General features: G+C 69.5%; 17 protein-coding genes and 1 pseudogene. 9 read left to right on the top strand and 9 right to left on the bottom strand.

The window, feature by feature from the left end:
• Nucleotides 1–6: 6 nt before the first annotated feature.
• Complete coding sequence (locus BB334_RS13600; protein WP_068809045.1) at nt 7–855, top strand: putative RNA methyltransferase; 849 nt, start codon at nt 7–9, stop codon at nt 853–855.
• Here the strand turns inward: BB334_RS13600 and BB334_RS13595 are convergent, their stop codons facing one another.
• Both BB334_RS13595 and BB334_RS13590 read right to left on the bottom strand, forming a co-directional pair.
• A complete protein-coding gene (locus BB334_RS13595) occupies nt 856–1965 on the bottom strand; it encodes a transglutaminase-like domain-containing protein (protein WP_068809044.1) in 1110 nt (369 codons plus the stop codon).
• Nucleotides 1962–2486 (bottom strand): TlpA family protein disulfide reductase, encoded by a 525-nt coding sequence (locus BB334_RS13590; protein ID WP_068809043.1) that lies wholly within the window; start codon nt 2484–2486, stop codon nt 1962–1964. The genes BB334_RS13595 and BB334_RS13590 overlap by 4 nt, the downstream gene beginning before the upstream one ends.
• A 179-nt stretch (nt 2487–2665) precedes the next feature.
• Between BB334_RS13590 and BB334_RS13585 the strand changes: the two genes are divergently transcribed.
• A complete protein-coding gene (locus tag BB334_RS13585; protein ID WP_068809042.1) occupies nt 2666–2872 on the top strand; it encodes a hypothetical protein in 207 nt (68 codons plus the stop codon).
• On the opposite strand, the gene htpX is transcribed toward BB334_RS13585, so the two are convergent.
• The 3 genes from htpX to def are packed head-to-tail and all read right to left on the bottom strand — an operon-like array spanning nt 2836 to nt 5215.
• Entirely contained in the window at nt 2836–3675 is an 840-nt protein-coding gene (gene htpX, locus BB334_RS13580; protein ID WP_068809041.1) for a zinc metalloprotease HtpX, read from the bottom strand. The two genes, BB334_RS13585 and htpX, sit on opposite strands and share 37 nt — an antisense overlap.
• A gap of 60 nt (nt 3676–3735) precedes the next feature.
• On the bottom strand, nt 3736–4692 hold the full coding sequence (gene fmt / locus BB334_RS13575; protein WP_068809040.1) for a methionyl-tRNA formyltransferase: 957 nt from the start codon (nt 4690–4692) through the stop codon (nt 3736–3738).
• Between the two features lie 19 nt (nt 4693–4711).
• A complete protein-coding gene (gene def / locus BB334_RS13570; RefSeq protein WP_068809039.1) occupies nt 4712–5215 on the bottom strand; it encodes a peptide deformylase in 504 nt (167 codons plus the stop codon).
• 161 nt (nt 5216–5376) lie between these two features.
• Between def and BB334_RS13565 the strand changes: the two genes are divergently transcribed.
• From BB334_RS13565 to BB334_RS13545, 5 genes are all read left to right on the top strand, one after another.
• Complete coding sequence (locus tag BB334_RS13565) at nt 5377–6405, top strand: LysM peptidoglycan-binding domain-containing protein (protein WP_068809038.1); 1029 nt, start codon at nt 5377–5379, stop codon at nt 6403–6405.
• Nucleotides 6406–6410: 5 nt separating this feature from the next.
• Nucleotides 6411–7523: a DNA-processing protein DprA gene (gene dprA / locus BB334_RS13560; protein WP_068809037.1), complete on the top strand. Its 1113-nt coding sequence runs from the start codon at nt 6411–6413 to the stop codon at nt 7521–7523.
• A gap of 60 nt (nt 7524–7583) precedes the next feature.
• The gene (locus tag BB334_RS13555) at nt 7584–8051 is read left to right on the top strand and encodes a DUF494 family protein (RefSeq protein ID WP_068809036.1); all 468 of its coding nucleotides are present in this window, start codon (nt 7584–7586) and stop codon (nt 8049–8051) included.
• A gap of 108 nt (nt 8052–8159) precedes the next feature.
• Complete coding sequence (locus tag BB334_RS13550) at nt 8160–10754, top strand: DNA topoisomerase III (protein WP_068809035.1); 2595 nt, start codon at nt 8160–8162, stop codon at nt 10752–10754.
• 47 nt (nt 10755–10801) lie between these two features.
• Nucleotides 10802–11272, top strand: coding sequence for a CreA family protein (locus tag BB334_RS13545; RefSeq protein WP_068809034.1), 471 nt, complete (start codon nt 10802–10804; stop codon nt 11270–11272).
• Between the two features lie 74 nt (nt 11273–11346).
• On the opposite strand, the gene BB334_RS13540 is transcribed toward BB334_RS13545, so the two are convergent.
• Nucleotides 11347–11817, bottom strand: coding sequence for a Dps family protein (locus BB334_RS13540; protein WP_068809033.1), 471 nt, complete (start codon nt 11815–11817; stop codon nt 11347–11349).
• 129 nt (nt 11818–11946) lie between these two features.
• On the bottom strand, nt 11947–12888 hold the full coding sequence (locus BB334_RS13535; protein ID WP_068809032.1) for a hydrogen peroxide-inducible genes activator: 942 nt from the start codon (nt 12886–12888) through the stop codon (nt 11947–11949).
• Between the two features lie 210 nt (nt 12889–13098).
• Between BB334_RS13535 and BB334_RS13530 the strand changes: the two genes are divergently transcribed.
• Both BB334_RS13530 and BB334_RS13525 read left to right on the top strand, forming a co-directional pair.
• Complete coding sequence (locus BB334_RS13530; protein ID WP_068809031.1) at nt 13099–14571, top strand: DegQ family serine endoprotease; 1473 nt, start codon at nt 13099–13101, stop codon at nt 14569–14571.
• Nucleotides 14572–14668: 97 nt separating this feature from the next.
• The gene (locus BB334_RS13525; protein WP_068809030.1) at nt 14669–15139 is read left to right on the top strand and encodes a c-type cytochrome; all 471 of its coding nucleotides are present in this window, start codon (nt 14669–14671) and stop codon (nt 15137–15139) included.
• A 68-nt stretch (nt 15140–15207) separates the two neighbouring features.
• On the opposite strand, the gene BB334_RS13520 is transcribed toward BB334_RS13525, so the two are convergent.
• On the bottom strand, nt 15208–15894 hold the full coding sequence (locus BB334_RS13520; RefSeq protein WP_068809029.1) for a cytochrome b/b6 domain-containing protein: 687 nt from the start codon (nt 15892–15894) through the stop codon (nt 15208–15210).
• 136 nt (nt 15895–16030) lie between these two features.
• A pseudogene (locus BB334_RS13515) lies at nt 16031–16875 on the bottom strand (excinuclease ABC subunit UvrA); the annotation flags it as partial.

Raw genomic sequence — 16875 nt, 5'->3', positions numbered from 1 at the left:
CCGCCCATGGACATCACCCCCTTCCACGCCCTCGCCTGCCCGCTCGACGGCGGACCGCTGCGACGTGAAGGCGGCAGCTGGCGCTGCGCCGCCGGCCACGCCTTCGACATCGCCGTGCAGGGCTACGCCAACCTGCTGCCGGTGCAGCTCAAGCGATCGCGCGACCCGGGCGACAGCAAGGACATGGTCGCCGCGCGCCGGCGCTTCCTCGGGGCCGGCCACTACCGGCCGATCGCCGACGCCGTGGCGCAGGCGCTGCTCGCCGGCCTGCCGCCTGACGCGGATGCCGCCTGCCTCGACGCCGGCTGCGGCGAAGGCTACTACCTGCGCCGGCTGGCGGCCGCGAGCGGCGCCCGGCGCCTCGCCCTGCTCGGGCTCGACATCTCCAAATGGGCGGTGCTCGCCGCCGCCAAGGCCGAGCGGCGGATCGCCTGGGTGGTCGGCAGCAACGCCCGCCTGCCGGTGCTGGACGCCAGCCTCGACCGCGTGCTGTGCATGTTCGGCTTTCCGGTGCATGCCGAGTTCGCCCGCGTGCTGCGGCCGGACGGCGAACTGCTCCAGGTCGATGCCGGACCGGACCACCTGCGCGAACTGCGCGAGATCATCTACCCCGAGCTCAAGCCGAAGCGCACCGAATCCCCGCCCGTGCCCGCCGGCTTCGCCCCTGCGGGCGACGAGACCGTTCGCTACCGCATCACGCTCGCCGAGCCCGCGGCGATCGCCGACCTGCTGGCGATGACGCCCCATCTGCACCGCGCGAGCGCCGAAGGGCGGGCGAAAGCGGCAGCGCTGAGCGCGCTCGAGCTCACGGTCGACGTGCGCCTGAGCCGCTTCGCGCGCCGGCCCCAGGCCTGATCAGGCGAGCTCGCGCGCGGTGAGCGTGTAGCGGAAGGCGTCGGGATCGAGGCTGTCGAAGCGCCCTTCCGCGCTCTCGCCCTGCGGGTACATGAGGAAGGGGATCTGCGGCCCCTCGCTGCCCGGCAGCACCAGGTCGTGAGCGTCGTTGTAGGCGAGCCAGTTCATCTCCCAGGCGCCGAACAGCTGCCGGCGCGCGGCGACCACCTTGGGATCGACCAGCGACAGCTGGCCGGGCGGCTCCTCGAGCACCACCTTGCGCACGTCGGCCGGGTCCACCGGCACCCAGCCAAAGCGCTCGAGGAAGACCTCGGCGCGGCAGTGCTGGGCCTTCGACACGTTGCCGCTCTTGCCCAGGCTCTTGTAGCCGAAGCGCGAGTCGGCCACGCGCAGCCCATAGACGTCGCGCGCGGGCAGGCCGGCGGCGCGCGCGAGGCCGACGTAGAGCGCGTTGAGGTCGGCGCACTTGCCCGACAGGTTGCCGGTCTCGAGCATGCTGCGGACGTCGCCGAGGCCGCAGCCGCGGGTCTTGGGCTCGCGGAAGGTGTTGTCCACCACCCATTCGTAGATCGCGCGCGCCTTCTCCTCGTCGTCGCCGGCGCCGCGCACGATCTGCTCGGCGGTGTCGAGCACGATGCCGTCGGTCGGCAGCAGCGCGGTGGCGCGGGTGTACAGCGCGCGCTCGGCGGCGGGCAGGGCGATCGGCGTCGGCGCCGGACGGGCGAAGTCGGTGGCGCGGTCGCGGGTGGCGAAGCGGCTCAGCACCTCAAGGACCGGATCGGCGGTACCCGCGCCCCATTCGGCGAACAGCATCTCGGCGCCGGAAGCGGGGTCGCGCACCACGCGCATGGTGTCGGCATTGCCCTGCCAGACGTTGCCCATCGGGCGGAACCACTGCGCCTCGTGCATCGAGGGCAGCGGCACCCAGGCGCGCAGGCTGCCGGCCGAGGGCATCGGCTCCAGACGCGACACCAGCTCGAAGCGGCGCCAGCCGGCCTCCGGCGTGGGAGCGAACGGGGCCGGCCCGGCGAGGGCGGCGGCACGGCCGAGCGCCGGCAGGGCGACACCGGCGGCGAGGGTGGAGACACGGAGGAAGTTGCGACGATTCATGGTTCGGATCCTTGGGCTTGGGGTTCGATGAGGGCGCGGGCGGCCGCCTGCAGCGCGGGGTCGTGCCAGTCGGCCTCGCCGACGACGCGCTGGCGCGGCCGGTGGCCGGCATCGAGCAGGTAGGTGGTGGGGATCAACCGCGCCTGCCAGGCGCGCGCGATCTGCTGGTCGGGGTCGGCGACGACGACGACGTCCTGCAGCCGCTCGTCCTCGAGGAAGCGGCGGCTGTCGGCGGCGCGGTCGGCGACCGCGACGGTGATCAGGGCGAGGCCGGGTTCGGCCTCGTCGAGCGCAACCAGCGCCGGCATCTCGGCCCGGCAGGGCGCGCACCAGCTGGCCCAGAAATTGACGATGACCGCCTTGCCGCGCACCGCGTCGAGCGCCTTCTGCAGGGCCGGCGGGGGCGGCGGCAGCGCGCCGGTCGGTTCCGGGCCGGCAGCGGCCAGGGCCCCCGTCGAGGCTAAGGCGAGCACGCAGGCCGCGAGCAGGCGCCTGCGAAACGCGCCAGGATCGTGAAGCATGAATTGTCTCCCGATGACGAACAGCCGCTCCGGTGCGGGATGGCGCCGGGCTTAAATCGGTCGGGCAGGGCCCGGCCGCAAGGTTGGCGGTCGCGCGGACCGCCGCACGGACGGCCGATATTCAGATCGGCGCGATGTGTCCATGACGCAGGGCGGGAGTTTACCCGGCGGGACACCACATGGCGATCGCCGAAGCCGAGAGCATGGCATTCATGCTGATCGACATGCCCGATCAGAAGCGGGTGCTGTGGGTGGACGTCAGTCGGGGGATCGGGAAGATCCTTGACAGATGTCGGCTTGAGGAAAGGAGGGGACGGGCCGTGGCGGCGACATGGTCCGTCCCCGCTTTTCAGCGCATCGCGTGCAGCTTGGCGATCCGCTCCTGAGTGGAGGGGTGGGTGGAGAACAGGCCGCGCAGGCCACCGCCCGAGAGCGGGTTCATGATCATCATCTGCGCAGTTTCCGGGTGCTGCTCGGCGGTGTGCATCGGGATGCCGCGGGCGTAGGCATCGATCTTGGCGAGCGCGCTGGCGAGCGCCTCGGGGTCGCCGGAGATCTCCGCGCCGCCACGGTCGGCGCCGAACTCGCGGGTACGGCTGATCGCCATCTGGATGATCATGCCGGCCAGCGGGGCGAGGATCATCATCGCGATCGACACGATCGGGTTCGGCCGGTCCTCGCCGTCCCGACCGCCGAAGAACATGCCGAAGTTGGCGAGCATCGAGATCGCGCCGGCGACGGTGGCCGAGATCGTCGAGATCAGGATGTCGCGGTTCTTGACGTGGGAGAGCTCGTGCGCCATGACGCCGCGCAGCTCGCGCTCGGACAGCATCTGGATGATGCCGCTGGTCGCGGCGACCGCGGCGTTCTCCGGGTTGCGGCCGGTGGCGAAGGCGTTGGGCTGGGCCTCGTCGATGATGTAGACCTTCGGCATCGGCAGCTCGGCACGCTGGGCGAGCTCGCGCACCATGTTGTAGAGGTAGGGCGAGCTGCTCTCGTCGACCTGGCGCGCACGGTACATCTTGAGCACCGCCTTGTCCGAGAACCAATAGGCCCAGAAATTCATCGCACCGCCGACGACCAGCGCGATCAGCATGCCCTCGCGGCCGCCGATCGCCGCCCCCATCGCGCCGAACAGGGCGACGATGCCGGCCATCAGGATGGAAGTCTTGATCCAGTTTCCGAACATTGCGGAGTCCTTTCTATGAATGCGGGTTGATTCGGCAGATGGGGGCGGAGGTGCCCCGCATCAAGCCGGACCGGCTTCGCCGCACGCGAAGCGTTCGCCCACAGAGACCGCGAATCCGCGCAGGAATTCCCCCGCCGGCAGGCGCTTGCTGCCGGGCCGCTGTAACACGGTGCAACGCAGCGCGCCGCGGCCGCATGCGACCACGATGCCGTCGTCGCCGACCGCGAGCACGCTGCCGGGCTCGCCGCTCGCCTCGACCACGCTCGCCGACCAGCACTTGATCGCGGTGTCGCGCAGCGTGGACACCGCGCCGGGGAAGGGATCGAAGGCGCGCATCGTGCGCTCGATGTCGACCGCCCGCCGCGTCCAGTCGATGACGGCCTCGGCGCGGCCGATCTTGGACGCGTAGGTGACGCCCTCGGCCGGCTGCGGGGCGGCGGCGAGTTCGCCATTCTGCAGCGCAGCGAGCGCGCCGACGATCGCTTCGCCACCGAGCGCGGCGAGGCGGTCGTGCAGGCTGGCGGTGGTGTCCGCCGGCAGGATCGGCAGCGCGCGCCGCAGCAGCATCGGTCCGGTGTCGAGGCCCTCGTCCATCTGCATGATGGTGATGCCGGTCTCGGCGTCGCCCGCCTCGATCGCGCGGTGGATCGGCGCCGCGCCGCGCCAGCGCGGCAGCAGCGAGGCGTGGATGTTGATGCAGCCCAGGCGTGGCAGGTCGAGCACCGCCTTCGGCAGGATCAGCCCGTAGGCGGCCACCACCAGCAGGTCGGGTGCGCAGGCGGCGAGGCGGGCGCGCTGCTCCTCGGTGCGCAGCTTCTCGGGCTGGTCGACCTCGATGCCGCGCGCGAGGGCGAGGCGCTTGACCGGGCTGGGCGTGAGCTTCATGCCGCGGCCGGCGGGGCGGTCGGGCTGGGTGAGGACGAGCGGCACCGGGTAGCCGGCGTCGAGGATCGCGGCGAGCGCGACCGCGGCGAACTCGGGCGTGCCCGCGAAGGCGACGCGCAGGGTCGGGGTCATCGGCAACTCCGGCAGGGGATCAGGCGGTGATGCGCGCCTGCTTGGCGAGCTTGCTCTTGATGCGGTTGAGCTTGAGCGCGGACAGGTACTCGACGAAGACCTTGCCGTCGAGGTGGTCGATCTCGTGCTGGACGCACACCGCGAGCAGCCCATGGGCCTCGAGCTCGAAGGGCTCGCCCTTCTCGTTCATCGCCTTCACCCTGACGTGCTCGGCGCGCGTGACCTTCTCGTAGATGCCGGGCACCGACAGGCAGCCCTCCTCGCACACCTGCTCGCCATCGCGCTCGACGATCTCGGGGTTGATGAAGACCAGCAACTCGCCGCGGTCCTCGCTGACGTCGATGACCACCACGCGCCTGTGCACATTGACCTGAGTGGCGGCGAGACCGATGCCGGGCGCCTCGTACATCGTCTCGGCCATGTCGGCGACGAGCTGGCGAACCGTGTCATCGATCACGGTCACCGGCAAAGCCTTGGTGTGAAGGCGGGGATCGGGGTAGCGGAGGATGGGAAGTAGTGCCATAAATGCTTGCTGCGTGCAGACCTTTAAGTGCAGAATTTCGGGCGATTACAGATGCATGAACATGTGCTGAGCCGAGCTTCCCGGCCCCGTCGCTTCGACCGCGGCAACGCAGCGGCGTTCAGCAATGACGCATGTCGTCCCCGCCCTTCCCGGAAGCGACAATGATTCGAATCATACTACCTCTGATCTTCAGCATCGCCACCCTCGTCAGCGGCGCAGCGGGCGCGAGCAACGGCGTCGTCCTCGCCGACGATGCGCCCGACATGTACACCGTGGTCCGCGGTGACACCTTGTGGGACATCTCCGGCCGCTTCTTGCGCGATCCCTGGCGCTGGCCCGAGGTGTGGCGGCTCAACCGCGAGGAGATCCGCAATCCGCACCTGATCTATCCCGGCCAGATGATCTTCCTCGACCGCAGCGGCCCCTGGCTGACGGTCGGCCGCCGCGTCGGCGGCGACCAGAAGCTGTCGCCGCAGATCTACACCGAGGACCTCGGCGCCGCGGTGCCGAGCATCCCGCTGCACGTCATCGACCCCTTCCTGACCCGACCGCTGGTGGTCGACCAGGCCCGGCTCGAGGGCGCGGCCACGATCATCGCCACCGAGACCAACCGCGTCCTCACCGGCAAGGGCGACACCATCTTCGCGAAGAACGTCGTGCCCGACACCCCGGTGTGGCAGATCTTCCGCCCCGCACGCCCGCTCAAGGACCCGCTCACCGGCGAGTTGCTCGCGTGGGAGGCGGATTACCTCGGCAGCGCGCGCGTCAGCGACCACGGCACGCCCGCGACCCTCGAGGTGTCGTCGGCGGTCGAGGAAATCGGTGTCGGCGACCTGATGCTGCCGAGCGAGGGTCCGGCGGTATTTTCCTACGCGCCGCACGCCCCCGAACACGAGATCGACGGTCGCCTGGTGTCGATCTACCGCGGCGTCGCCGAAACCGGCGCGCTCAACGTGGTCGCGCTCAACGTCGGCGAGCGCGACGGCCTCGAGCGCGGCCACGTGCTCGCCCTGTATCGCAACCGCGGCAGCGTCGAGTACAAGGGCGACGGCGTGAGGGAGACCTTCGAGCTGCCTGAGAAGCGCTACGGCACCCTGTTCGTCTTCCGCACCTTCGAGCGCATCGCCTACGGCCTGGTCATGGAAACCGACGGCCACGTCAGTGTCGGCGACAGCGCCCGCCGTCCCTGAGGCGGATCTTGGCGGCTAGCGACGAACTCGCGGCCTGGCTGAGGCTGGCGGCCAGCGGACTCGGCCCCGATCGCCAGCGCAGCCTGCTCGCCGCCTTCGGCCTGCCGCAGCACATCTTCGAGGCCGGCCGCGCCGCGATCGCGGGCGTGGTCGGCCGCGCCGCGGCCGATGTCCTCGCCGCCCCGCCTGACCCTGAACGCATCGAACCCGCGCTGGCATGGGCGGCAGAAGACGGCAACCACATCCTGTGCCTCGCCGACGAGGCCTATCCACACGCCCTGCTCGACATCGCCGACCCACCGGTGCTGCTCTACGCCAAGGGCGAACTCGCCCTGCTGCAGCGCCCCGCATTGGCGGTGGTCGGCGCCCGCTCCGCGACCGCCCAGGGCGCGGCGAACGCCGAGGCCTTCGCCCGCGCGCTCAGCGAGCCCGGGCTCACGATCGTCAGCGGACTTGCGCTCGGCATCGACGCCGCGGCGCACCGCGGCGCGCTCGACGGCGGCGCGGGCGGCACGATCGCGGTGATCGGCACCGGCGCCGACCGCATCTATCCTGCGCGCAATGCCGCACTCGCGCGCGAGATCGCCGCGCGCGGCCTGGTGCTCAGCGAGTTCCCCCTCGGCACCCCGCCGCTGCGCCACAATTTCCCGCGGCGCAACCGCCTGATCGCCGGCCTGGCCGGCGGCGTGCTGGTGGTCGAGGCGGCGCTCGGCAGCGGCTCGCTGATCACCGCGCGCCTCGCGAGCGATAGCGGACGCGAGGTATTCGCGATCCCAGGTTCGATCCACTCGCCGCTGTCGAAGGGCTGCCATCGCCTGATCCGTGACGGCGCAAAACTGGTCGAGACCGCCGAGGACGTGCTCGAGGAGCTGCGCGGGCCGCTCGGCCAGGCCTTCGCAGCGCCCGCGCCTGCATGCGCCGCGCCCGCCCGACCTGGACCGGAGGCGGACGAGGAAAGCGCCAGACTGCTGAACGCGCTCGGCCACGACCCGGTCGACCTCGACACCCTGGTGCAGCGCAGCGGCTTGACGGTCGACGCGCTCTACGCCATTCTGCTGCCGATGGAACTGGGCGGCCAGCTCGCCCGCCTTCCCGGCGGCCGCGTCCAGCGCCTCTGATTCCCGTACCGCCGCCGCTCCTGGCGGCAGTCGTCAGCGCGCTCAACGGAGACAGCACCTTTGTTCGACATCCTCGTTTTCCTGTTCGAAAGCTATATTCACGCCGATGCCTGCCCGGAGTCGGAGCAACTCGCGCGCAAGCTGTCGGCCGCAGGCTTCGAGGACGAGGAGATCTCGGAAGCGCTCGAATGGCTCGCCGGCCTGCGCCGGGTGGCCGCCGAGATCCGCCCCGGCACCGCGCCCTCGGCCGATTCGATCCGCCTCTACGCCGCGGTCGAAGCCGAACACCTCAGCCCGGCCTGCCGCGGTTTCATCGCCTTCCTCGAGAACGCCGGCGTACTGTGCGCCGCCGAACGCGAGCTGATCATCGAGCGGGCGATGGCACTCGACACCTTCACCATCTCGCTCGACCGCCTCAAGGTCATCGTGCTGATGGTGTTGTGGCAACGCGAGCAGCCGATGGACACGCTGATCGTCGACGAACTCCTGACCGAGGACGACGAGGAGTTCCGTCCGGTCCTGCACTGAGGCCGGCAGTCCGCCGGCTCGCGACAGGGCGCGGCGCCTCCTTATCATCCGCGGCACAACCAATATAGGACGGGCGCCGGCAACGACGCTCGTGGCCTTCCCAACGGCATGAGCAAGCAACTGATCATCGCGGAGAAGCCCTCGGTCGCGCAGGACATCGCGCGCGCCCTCGGCGGATTCACCAAGGAAAAGGACTACTACGAGTCCGAGCACTACGTGCTCTCGTCGGCGGTCGGCCATCTGCTCGAGCTCGCGGTGCCCGAGGAGTACGAGGTCAAGCGCGGCAAATGGACCTTCGCCCATCTGCCGGTGATTCCGCCTCACTTCGCCCTCAGGCCGATCGAGAAGACCGACGACCGCCTGCGGCTGCTCACCCGGCTGATCAAACGCAAGGACGTCACCGGCCTGATCAACGCCTGCGACGCGGGCCGCGAGGGCGAGCTGATCTTCAACTTCATCGCCCAGCACGCCGGCACCAAGAAGCCGATGCAGCGCCTGTGGCTGCAGTCGATGACGGCGCAGGCGATCCGCGACGGCTTCGCCAGCCTGCGCACCGCGCAGGAGGTCGAAGGCCTGCGCAATGCCGCCGTGTGCCGCGCCGAATCCGACTGGCTGATCGGCATCAACGGCACCCGTGCGATGACCGCGTTCAACTCCAAGACCGGCGGCTTCCACCTCACCACGGTCGGTCGCGTGCAGACGCCGACGCTGGCGATGGTGGTCGAGCGCGAGGATCGGATCCGCAAGTTCAAGCCGCGCGACTACTGGGAACTGGAGGCGCGCTTCGGCTGCGCCGCCGGCGAGTACCCCGGGCGCTGGTTCGACGAGAAGTTCAAGCGCCCCGAGGGCGACGAGCACGCCACCGCCTTCCGCCTGTGGGACAAGGCGCAGGCCGAAGCCATCCGCGCCAAGTGCGAGGGCAAGCCGGGCGTGGTCACCGAGGAGGCCAAGCCCTCGACCCAGCTGTCGCCCCTGCTCTTCGACCTCACCAGCCTGCAGCGCGAAGCCAACGGCCGTTTCGGCTTCTCCGCCCGCGTCACCCTGCAGCTCGCGCAGGCGCTGTACGAACGGCACAAGGTGCTGACCTATCCACGTACCGACGCGCGCGCCCTGCCCGAGGACTATCTCGGCACGGTGGGCGAGGTGATGCGCAACCTGCCCGATCAGTATGCGCCCTTCGCCAGCGAGATCGCCGGCCAGGGCTGGGTGAAGCCCAACAAGCGCATCTTCAACAACGCCAAGATCTCCGACCACTTCGCGATCATCCCCACCGGGGCGCTGCCGAAGAGCCTGTCGGAGGCCGAGCAGAAGATCTACGACCTGGTCACCCGCCGCTTCCTCGCGGTGTTCTACCCGGCGGCCGAGTATCGAATCACCACGCGCATCACCCGCGTCGAGGGCGAGGCGTTCAAGACCGAGGGCAAGGTACTGGTCAATCCGGGCTGGCTCGCGGTGTATGGCAAGGAGGCTGCCAGCGAGGAGAAGGACGCCAAGGACGGCGGCGCTCCGCAGCTGGCGGCGGTACAGCAGGGCGAGACGGTGTCCACCGAGGACATCCTGCTCAAGTCGCTGCAGACCAAGCCGCCGGCGCGCTTCAATGAAGCCACCCTGCTGTCGGCGATGGAAGGCGCGGGCAAGATGGTCGACGACGAGGAACTGCGGGCGGCAATGGCCGAACGCGGTCTCGGCACCCCCGCCACCCGCGCGCAGATCATCGAAGGCCTGATCAGCGAGCAATACATCCACCGCGAGGGGCGCGAGCTGATTCCGAGTGCAAAGGCCTTCTCGCTGATCACGCTGCTGAAGGGCCTCGGCGTCAATGCGCTGACCTCGCCCGAGCTGACCGGCGGCTGGGAGTACAAGCTCGCGCAGATGGAGCACGGCAAGCTCAGCCGCGAGGCCTTCATGCAGGAGATCGCCGAGATGGCGCGCGAGGTGGTCGAGCGTGCCAAGCGCTACGAATCCGACACCGTGCCGGGCGACTTCGCCACCCTGTCGACGCCCTGCCCGAAGTGCGGCGGCGTGGTGAAGGAGAACTACAAGAAGTTCGCCTGCCAGGGGTGCGACTGGAGCACCTGGAAGATCGTCGCCGGCCGCCAGTTCGAGATCGAGGAGATCGAGACCCTGCTGCGCGAGGGCAAGGTCGGGCCGCTGCTCGGCTTCCGCAACAAGATGGGGCGCCTGTTCAACGCCGACATCGTGTTGAACGAGGACAAGCAGCCCAACTTCGACTTCGGCCAGCCGAAGGAAGGCGAGGAGGCGGAGGCGGTCGACTTCTCCGGCCAGGAGCCGGTCGGCGCCTGTCCCAAGTGCCAGGCGCGGGTGTTCGAGCACGGCATGGCCTATGTGTGCGAGAAATCGGTCGGACCGGGCAAGAGCTGCGACTTCCGCTCGGGCAAGGTCATCCTGCAGCAGCCGATCGAGCGCGAGCAGATGACGAAGCTGCTCGCCGAGGGCAGGACCGAGCTGCTGAAGGGCTTCGTGTCGGCCCGCACCCGGCGCAAGTTCTCCGCCTACCTGGTGCGCGGCGCCGACGGCAAGGTCGGCTTCGAGTTCGAGGCCAAGACGCCGAAGGCGGGCGCCAAGGCTCCGGCGAAGGCAACCGCGAAAGCACCGGCCAAAGCGGGCGCGAAGAAGACGGCAGGTGATGACGCGCCTGCGGCCAAGCCTGCGCCGCGCAAGCGCAGCACGAAATCCGCCTGAGGCGGCTGCGCCGCCGCCCACGACCTTCTTTCCACGGAGCCCCGATCATGCCCGCCGCCCTTCACCGCCTGCTGCCGGCCCTCGCCGCGCTTGCGCTCGCCGTCCCCCTCCACGCCGAGGAGGTCGGTTGCGTGACCACCGCGTGGAAGATGCTCGGGGCCAATCACCGCGTGTGCGTCGATGCCTTCTCCGATCCCAAGGTGCCGGGCGTCACCTGTCATGTCAGCCAGGCCCGCACCGGCGGGGTGAAGGGATCGCTCGGGCTGGCGCAGGATCCCTCCCAGTTCTCGCTCGCCTGCCGCCAGACCGGACCGATCACCCTGCCCGCGAAACTGGCCAAGAACGAAACGGTATTCTCCGAGGACACCTCGATCCTGTTCAAGGAGACGCGCATCCTCCGCATGTGGGACGAGAAGAACAACACCCTGGTCTATCTCGCGATCAGCCGCCGGCTGATCGAGGGGGCGCCGGCGAACGCGATCTCGACCGTGCCCGTCATGCCCTGGGGCGGGCGCTGAGCGCGTACTCCGCCTGAAAAGGACGACGGCCGGTCAAGGCCGGCCGTCGTCCCGATCGAGCAGCGCCGGGGCACTCAATCCTCGAGCATGCTGCGCAGCATCCAGGCGGTCTTCTCGTGAACCTGCATGCGCTGGGTGAGCAGGTCGAGCGTCGGCTCGTCGCTCGCCTTGTCGGCGAGCGGCACCACGCTGCGCGCGGTCTTGATCACCGCTTCCTGGCCGAGCACGAGCTGGCGGATCATCTCGGTGGCGCTGGGCACGCCTTGGGGCTCTTTCAGGCTGGCGAGCTTCTGGAACTCCTTGTAGGTGCCGGGCGCCGGGAAACCGAGCGCACGGATGCGTTCGGCGATCAGGTCGACCGCGAGAGCGAGTTCGTTGTACTGCGTCTCGAACATCAGATGCAGCGTGTTGAACATCGGGCCGGTCACGTTCCAGTGGAAGTTGTGGGTCGTCAGATAGAGCGTGTAGCTGTCGGCGAGCAGCCGCGCCAAACCGTCGGCGATCTCGGCGCGATCCTTCTTCTTGATGCCGATGTCGATTTCCATGAGCGTCCTCCTGTGCGGTTGAAGCGGGGGCGACGCACGCGCGTCGATTGTCGCTCATCCTATTTGAAGCGCTCCCGAAATGCTAATCGGCCGCATTCACGGCGGCGATCGCGGGCGGCGAGGTCGGCCTCAGCCGGCGGTCTCGAGCTGCGGCGCGCGGCCGACCCGACGCACGCCGGGCAGCTCGCTGTCCATGATCGCCGCCCGCAGGATGTCGATCGCGCCGCTGCGCGGATAGGTCACCCGCCAGGCAAGCGCGACCCGGCGCACCGGCTCGGGCGGGGAGAAGGGACGGATTTCCACCAGCGGGCTGCGCATCGTGTTGTCGTCGGCCGCCGAACTCGGCAGCACGGTCACGCCGAGGCCCGACGCGACCATCTGGCGGATCGTCTCGAGCGAGCTCCCCTCGAGCGTGCGCTGCAGGCCGCCGACGTTGCGGCAGCTCGGGCAGACCTCGAGCACCTGGTCGCGGAAGCAGTTGCCCGCGCCGAGCAACAACAGCTGGTCCTCGGCCAGATGGCCGGGCTCGATCGCCGTCTCGGCGACCCAGGGATGGGTGGCCGGCATCACCACGCGGAAGGGCTCGTCGTACACCGGCTGGGCGACGACGCCGGGTTCATCGAAGGGCAGGCTGATGACGATGACGTCGAGCTCGCCGCGCTTGAGCGCCTCGGCGAGCCGGGTGGTGTAGTTCTCCTGGATGATCAGCGGCATCTTCGGCGCCAGCTGGTGCACCCGCGGGATCAGGCGCGGCAGCAGGTAGGGGCCGATGGTGAAGATCACGCCGAGGCGCAGCGGACCGGCGAGCGGATCCTTGCCGGCGGCGGCGATCTCGCGGATCTGGCTCGCCTCCATCAGCACCTTCTCGGCCTGGGCGACGATCCGCCGCCCGGTCTCGGTGATCTTGATCTCGGAGGCGCTGCGCTCGAACAGCTGGATGCCGAGCTCTTCCTCCACCTTCTTGATCGCCACCGACAGCGTGGGCTGGGACACATGGCACTTCTCCGCGGCGCGACCGAAGTGACGTTCGTGCGCGAGCGCGACGAGATAGCGAAGGTCGGTGAGCGTCATGGTCTGGTCTCCTCGCGCAAGCGCGCACCCGCACCTGAACGCCCGGATGTTACCCCCATGAAGGTCGCCGATGGAACGACGTGGCTTGATAATCTGCGCCTGCGCCCCCACGCACAAAGTCTGTAAGCAGGATTGTTCGCCGGGAACGCGGGCAGGCGCGCGCCGTCCACCCCGCTGCCCGTCAGAAAACTCAAACGGAGATTCCGCTCCATGCGTAAGCTTGTCCTTGCCAGCGCCCTCGCGATGGCGCTTTCGGTCGCCCTGCCGGGCGACTTCGTGCTTCCCGCCGCCCATGCCCAGGCCGCCGCGCCGTCCGCCACCGTCGGCGCCAACCGCTACGGCCTGCCGGACTTCGGCGATCTGGTCGAGCAGGTCGGCCCGGCGGTGGTCAACATCAGCACGGTGCAGCAGCGTCAGCGAGGGGACGACCCCTTCGGCAATGACCCCTTCTATGACTTCCTGCGCCGCTTCGGCGTACCGGTCCCCGGCATGCCGGGAATGCCCGGGCTGCCCGGCAGCGGGCCGCAGATCAGCCGCGGCATCGGCTCCGGCTTCATCGTCAGCGCCGACGGCTACGTGCTGACGAACGCACACGTGGTCGGCGGCGAGGAAGGCGACAGCGTGATGACCGAAGTCACCGTGCGCCTGACCGACAAGCGCGAGTTCAAGGCCAAGGTGGTGGGCATCGACCGCCGCACCGACATCGCGCTGCTCAAGATCGAGGCCGCCGGTCTGCCCACGGTGAAGATCGGCCAGGCCGATGCGGCACGCGTCGGCGAATGGGTGATCGCGGTCGGCTCGCCCTTCGGCTTCGACAACACGGTCACCGCCGGCATCATCTCGGCCAAGGCCCGCCGCCTGCCCGACGAGACCTACGTACCCTTCATCCAGACCGACGTCGCGATCAACCCGGGCAACTCGGGCGGGCCGCTGTTCAACCTCGACGGCGAAGTGATCGGCATCAATTCGCAGATCTACTCGCGCTCCGGCGGCTTCATGGGTATCTCCTTCGCGATCCCGATCGACGTCGCGATGAACATCAAGGACCAGCTGGTCGAGCACGGGCGCGTTCAGCGGGGCCGGCTCGGCATCATGATCCAGGGCGTGGACAAGGACCTCGCCCAGTCCTTCGGCTTGCCGGACGAGCGCGGCGCGCTGGTGGCGCAGGTCGAGCCGGGCAGCGCGGCGGAGAAGGCCGGCGTCAAGGCAGGCGACGTGGTGCTCGGCGTCGACGGCACCCGCATCGGCGACTCCGCCGATCTGCCGCGCCTGATCGGCGAGAAGCGGCCGGGAACCCGGGTGCGGATGGAGATCTGGCGCGATGGCCGCAGCCGCGATCTGGTCGCCACCCTCGACGAGCTCCCCGCGCAGGCGAGCGCGAGCGAGCCCCCTGCCGCAACGGCGGGCGAGGGTGCGATCGCCGGCCTCGGTGTCAACGTGCGACCGCTGCAGGCGCAGGAGGCCTCGCGCCTGGGCATCGCCGGTGGGCTGGTGGTCGAAGCGGTGAGCGGCGCCGCGCAGAACGCCGGCCTCCAGCGCGGGGACGTGGTGCTGGCACTGAACAATCAGGCGGTGAGCTCCGTCGAGCAGTTCCGCGAGCGCCTGAGCCGTGCCGGCAAGCGCTTCGCCCTGCTCATCCAGCGCGGCAACACGCGCATCTTCGTGCCGATCCGCCTGGATTGAGCGGCGCGTCCGACCGCGCCCTGCGACGGGGCGCGGTCGCAACGATCATCGAGCGGTGCTAAAGTGAATGCTGATTTTCCCATCCGATGAGGACAATATGAAAAAGACCCTCCTTCGCGGCGCATTCGGCGTTATCGCCCTTTCGCTCGCCACCCTCGCCACCGCCCAGGTCAAGCCGGAAGAACAGATCAAGTACCGCCAGGCCGGCTACAGCTTCATGAGCTGGAACATGGGTAAGATCAAGGCCAACGTCGAGGGCGAGTACAACGCCAAGCAGGTCGAGGCCGCCGCCAACGCGATCGCCGGGATTGCCAACTCGGGCATGGGCGCGCTCTACGGCCCGGGCACCGACAAGGACATCGGCAACGTCAAGACCCGCGTCAAGCCGGAATTCTTCGATCCGAAGAACGGCGAGAACATCGGCAAGCTGGCAACCGACTTCACGGCCGCCGCCAACGAGCTCGCCAAGGTCGCCGCCACCGGCGACAAGGCCGCGGTGCAAAAGGCCTTCGGCCAGACCGGCGAGACCTGCAAGGCCTGCCACGACAAGTACCGCATGGACGAGTGACCCCACTCACCCGCGCGCAACAAAGCCACCCGATGGGTGGCTTTTTCGTGTGTGGAGGCGGGGCTGGTTCACCATGGGGCGACCGGCGGCGGCGGCGGCGGTTCGATGAAGCTGCCGGTGGCGAAATAGAGCACCACGGCGGTGATCGCCAGCGCGATCAGGAAGACCCCCACACCGCCGCCCTGGGCGGGCTTCGCGTGGGCGTCGGCGACCTGCTTGTGGCCGGTGATCATCGGCCCGACCAGATTGTCCTTCTTCACCAGCGCGTAGAACAGCACCGCGCTGACGTGCAGCCCCACGAGGATGACGATCGGCCAGTAGTTCTGGCGGTGCAGGCCGCTCAGCCAATTGCTGGTGTCGGCGCTGACGAGCTCGCGCAGCGGGCCGCTGAAGGCGATGTCGTCGTTCGAGAACAGACCGGTGACCGCCTGGTAGATCATCACGCCCAGCAGGGCGAGTACTGACAGCGCGCCGAGCGGATTGTGGCCGAGACCGCTCCATTCGCCGCGCAGATGCGCCCACAGATGGGCGGGGCCGGGGACGAAGTCGGCGAAGCGCGCGTAGGTCGAGCCGATCACCCCCCACACCAGGCGGAAGCACAGCAGGCCGACGATCGCGATGCCGACGCGGCCGTGCCACTCGATCAGGTTACCGCCGATCTGGGCGGTGACATAGGCGACGACGACCAGGATCGCCAGCAGCCAGTGGAAGGCACGGGTGGGGAGGTCCCACACGCGGACGGTGAACTTGTCCATATTGGTTTCCTGTTGCAAGGGATTGGCCCGCCTCGGGTCGAATTCTGCCTGATTCCCCGACCGCAGTCAGCGCGCCGGGTTCCGCACCGCAACATCGCCCGGGTCGATAACCCCGGCCCGCCCCGGGCGCGGAAGCTCAGTCCGCGCTCACCGGCGCGCGAGCGCGCTGGGCGAGGAACTCGCGCAGATGGCGCCCGGTATGCGATGCCGGCGTCGCCATCGCCACCTCGGGCGGTCCCTCGGCTACCACTTGGCCGCCACCCTCGCCACCTTCCGGGCCGAGGTCGATCAGCCAGTCGGCCTCGGCCATGACGTCGAGGTCGTGCTCGATCACCAGCACGGTGTGGCCGGCATCGGTCAGGCGGTGGAGCACGTGGATCAGCTTGTCCACGTCGGCCATGTGCAGGCCCACGGTGGGCTCGTCGAGCACATACAGGCTGTGCTTGTCGGCCGGCAGCGGCACGCCGCCGGTGTCCTCCGCGTCGCCCGGGCGGCGGCGCACCTTGGCGAGCTCGGTCACCAGCTTGATGCGCTGCGCCTCGCCGCCCGAAAGGGTCGGGCTGGGCTGGCCCAGGGTCAGGTAGCCAAGGCCGACGTCCTGCAGCAGCTGCAGCGGGTGGGCGATGGCGGGGTGGGCGGAGAAGAAATCCACCGCCTCGTCCACCGGCATCGCCAGCACCTCGGCCACGGTCCTGTCCTTCCAGCGCACCGACAGCGTCTCGGGGTTGAAACGCGCGCCGCCGCAGCCCTCGCAGGGCGTCTTCACGTCGGGCAGGAAGCTCATCTCGACGGTGGTCTGGCCGGCGCCGTCACACACCGGGCAACGCCCGGCGCCGGTGTTGAAGGAAAAGCGCGAAGCGCTCCAGCCGCGTGTGCGGGCGTCGAAGGTGTCGGCGAAGAGCTTGCGGATCGCGTCCCAGAAGCCGACGTAGGTCGCCGGGCAGGAACGCGGCGTCTTGCCGATCGGGGTCTGGTCGACCT

Origin of the sequence: Thauera phenolivorans, from assembly GCF_001696715.1 — a bacterium.
Taxonomy (GTDB): domain Bacteria; phylum Pseudomonadota; class Gammaproteobacteria; order Burkholderiales; family Rhodocyclaceae; genus Thauera; species Thauera phenolivorans.
Note: the sequence above shows the minus strand (reverse complement) of the source record. Positions and strands in the feature narration are given on the sequence as shown.

Excerpts from the sequence above, each read along its gene's own strand:
- BB334_RS13520 (WP_068809029.1), bottom strand. The coding sequence starts at position 15,894 with ATGGACAAGTTCACCGTCCGCGTGTGGGACCTCCCCACCCGTGCCTTC.
- BB334_RS13565 (WP_068809038.1), top strand. The coding sequence starts at position 5,377 with ATGATTCGAATCATACTACCTCTGATCTTCAGCATCGCCACCCTCGTC.
- BB334_RS13545 (WP_068809034.1), top strand. The coding sequence starts at position 10,802 with ATGCCCGCCGCCCTTCACCGCCTGCTGCCGGCCCTCGCCGCGCTTGCG.
- BB334_RS13585 (WP_068809042.1), top strand. The coding sequence starts at position 2,666 with ATGGCGATCGCCGAAGCCGAGAGCATGGCATTCATGCTGATCGACATG.
- def (WP_068809039.1), bottom strand. The coding sequence starts at position 5,215 with ATGGCACTACTTCCCATCCTCCGCTACCCCGATCCCCGCCTTCACACC.
- BB334_RS13530 (WP_068809031.1), top strand. The coding sequence starts at position 13,099 with ATGCGTAAGCTTGTCCTTGCCAGCGCCCTCGCGATGGCGCTTTCGGTC.
- BB334_RS13600 (WP_068809045.1), top strand. The coding sequence starts at position 7 with ATGGACATCACCCCCTTCCACGCCCTCGCCTGCCCGCTCGACGGCGGA.
- BB334_RS13535 (WP_068809032.1), bottom strand. The coding sequence starts at position 12,888 with ATGACGCTCACCGACCTTCGCTATCTCGTCGCGCTCGCGCACGAACGT.
- BB334_RS13550 (WP_068809035.1), top strand. The coding sequence starts at position 8,160 with ATGAGCAAGCAACTGATCATCGCGGAGAAGCCCTCGGTCGCGCAGGAC.
- BB334_RS13595 (WP_068809044.1), bottom strand. The coding sequence starts at position 1,965 with ATGAATCGTCGCAACTTCCTCCGTGTCTCCACCCTCGCCGCCGGTGTC.
- fmt (WP_068809040.1), bottom strand. The coding sequence starts at position 4,692 with ATGACCCCGACCCTGCGCGTCGCCTTCGCGGGCACGCCCGAGTTCGCC.
- BB334_RS13590 (WP_068809043.1), bottom strand. The coding sequence starts at position 2,486 with ATGCTTCACGATCCTGGCGCGTTTCGCAGGCGCCTGCTCGCGGCCTGC.
- BB334_RS13525 (WP_068809030.1), top strand. The coding sequence starts at position 14,669 with ATGAAAAAGACCCTCCTTCGCGGCGCATTCGGCGTTATCGCCCTTTCG.
- BB334_RS13540 (WP_068809033.1), bottom strand. The coding sequence starts at position 11,817 with ATGGAAATCGACATCGGCATCAAGAAGAAGGATCGCGCCGAGATCGCC.
- htpX (WP_068809041.1), bottom strand. The coding sequence starts at position 3,675 with ATGTTCGGAAACTGGATCAAGACTTCCATCCTGATGGCCGGCATCGTC.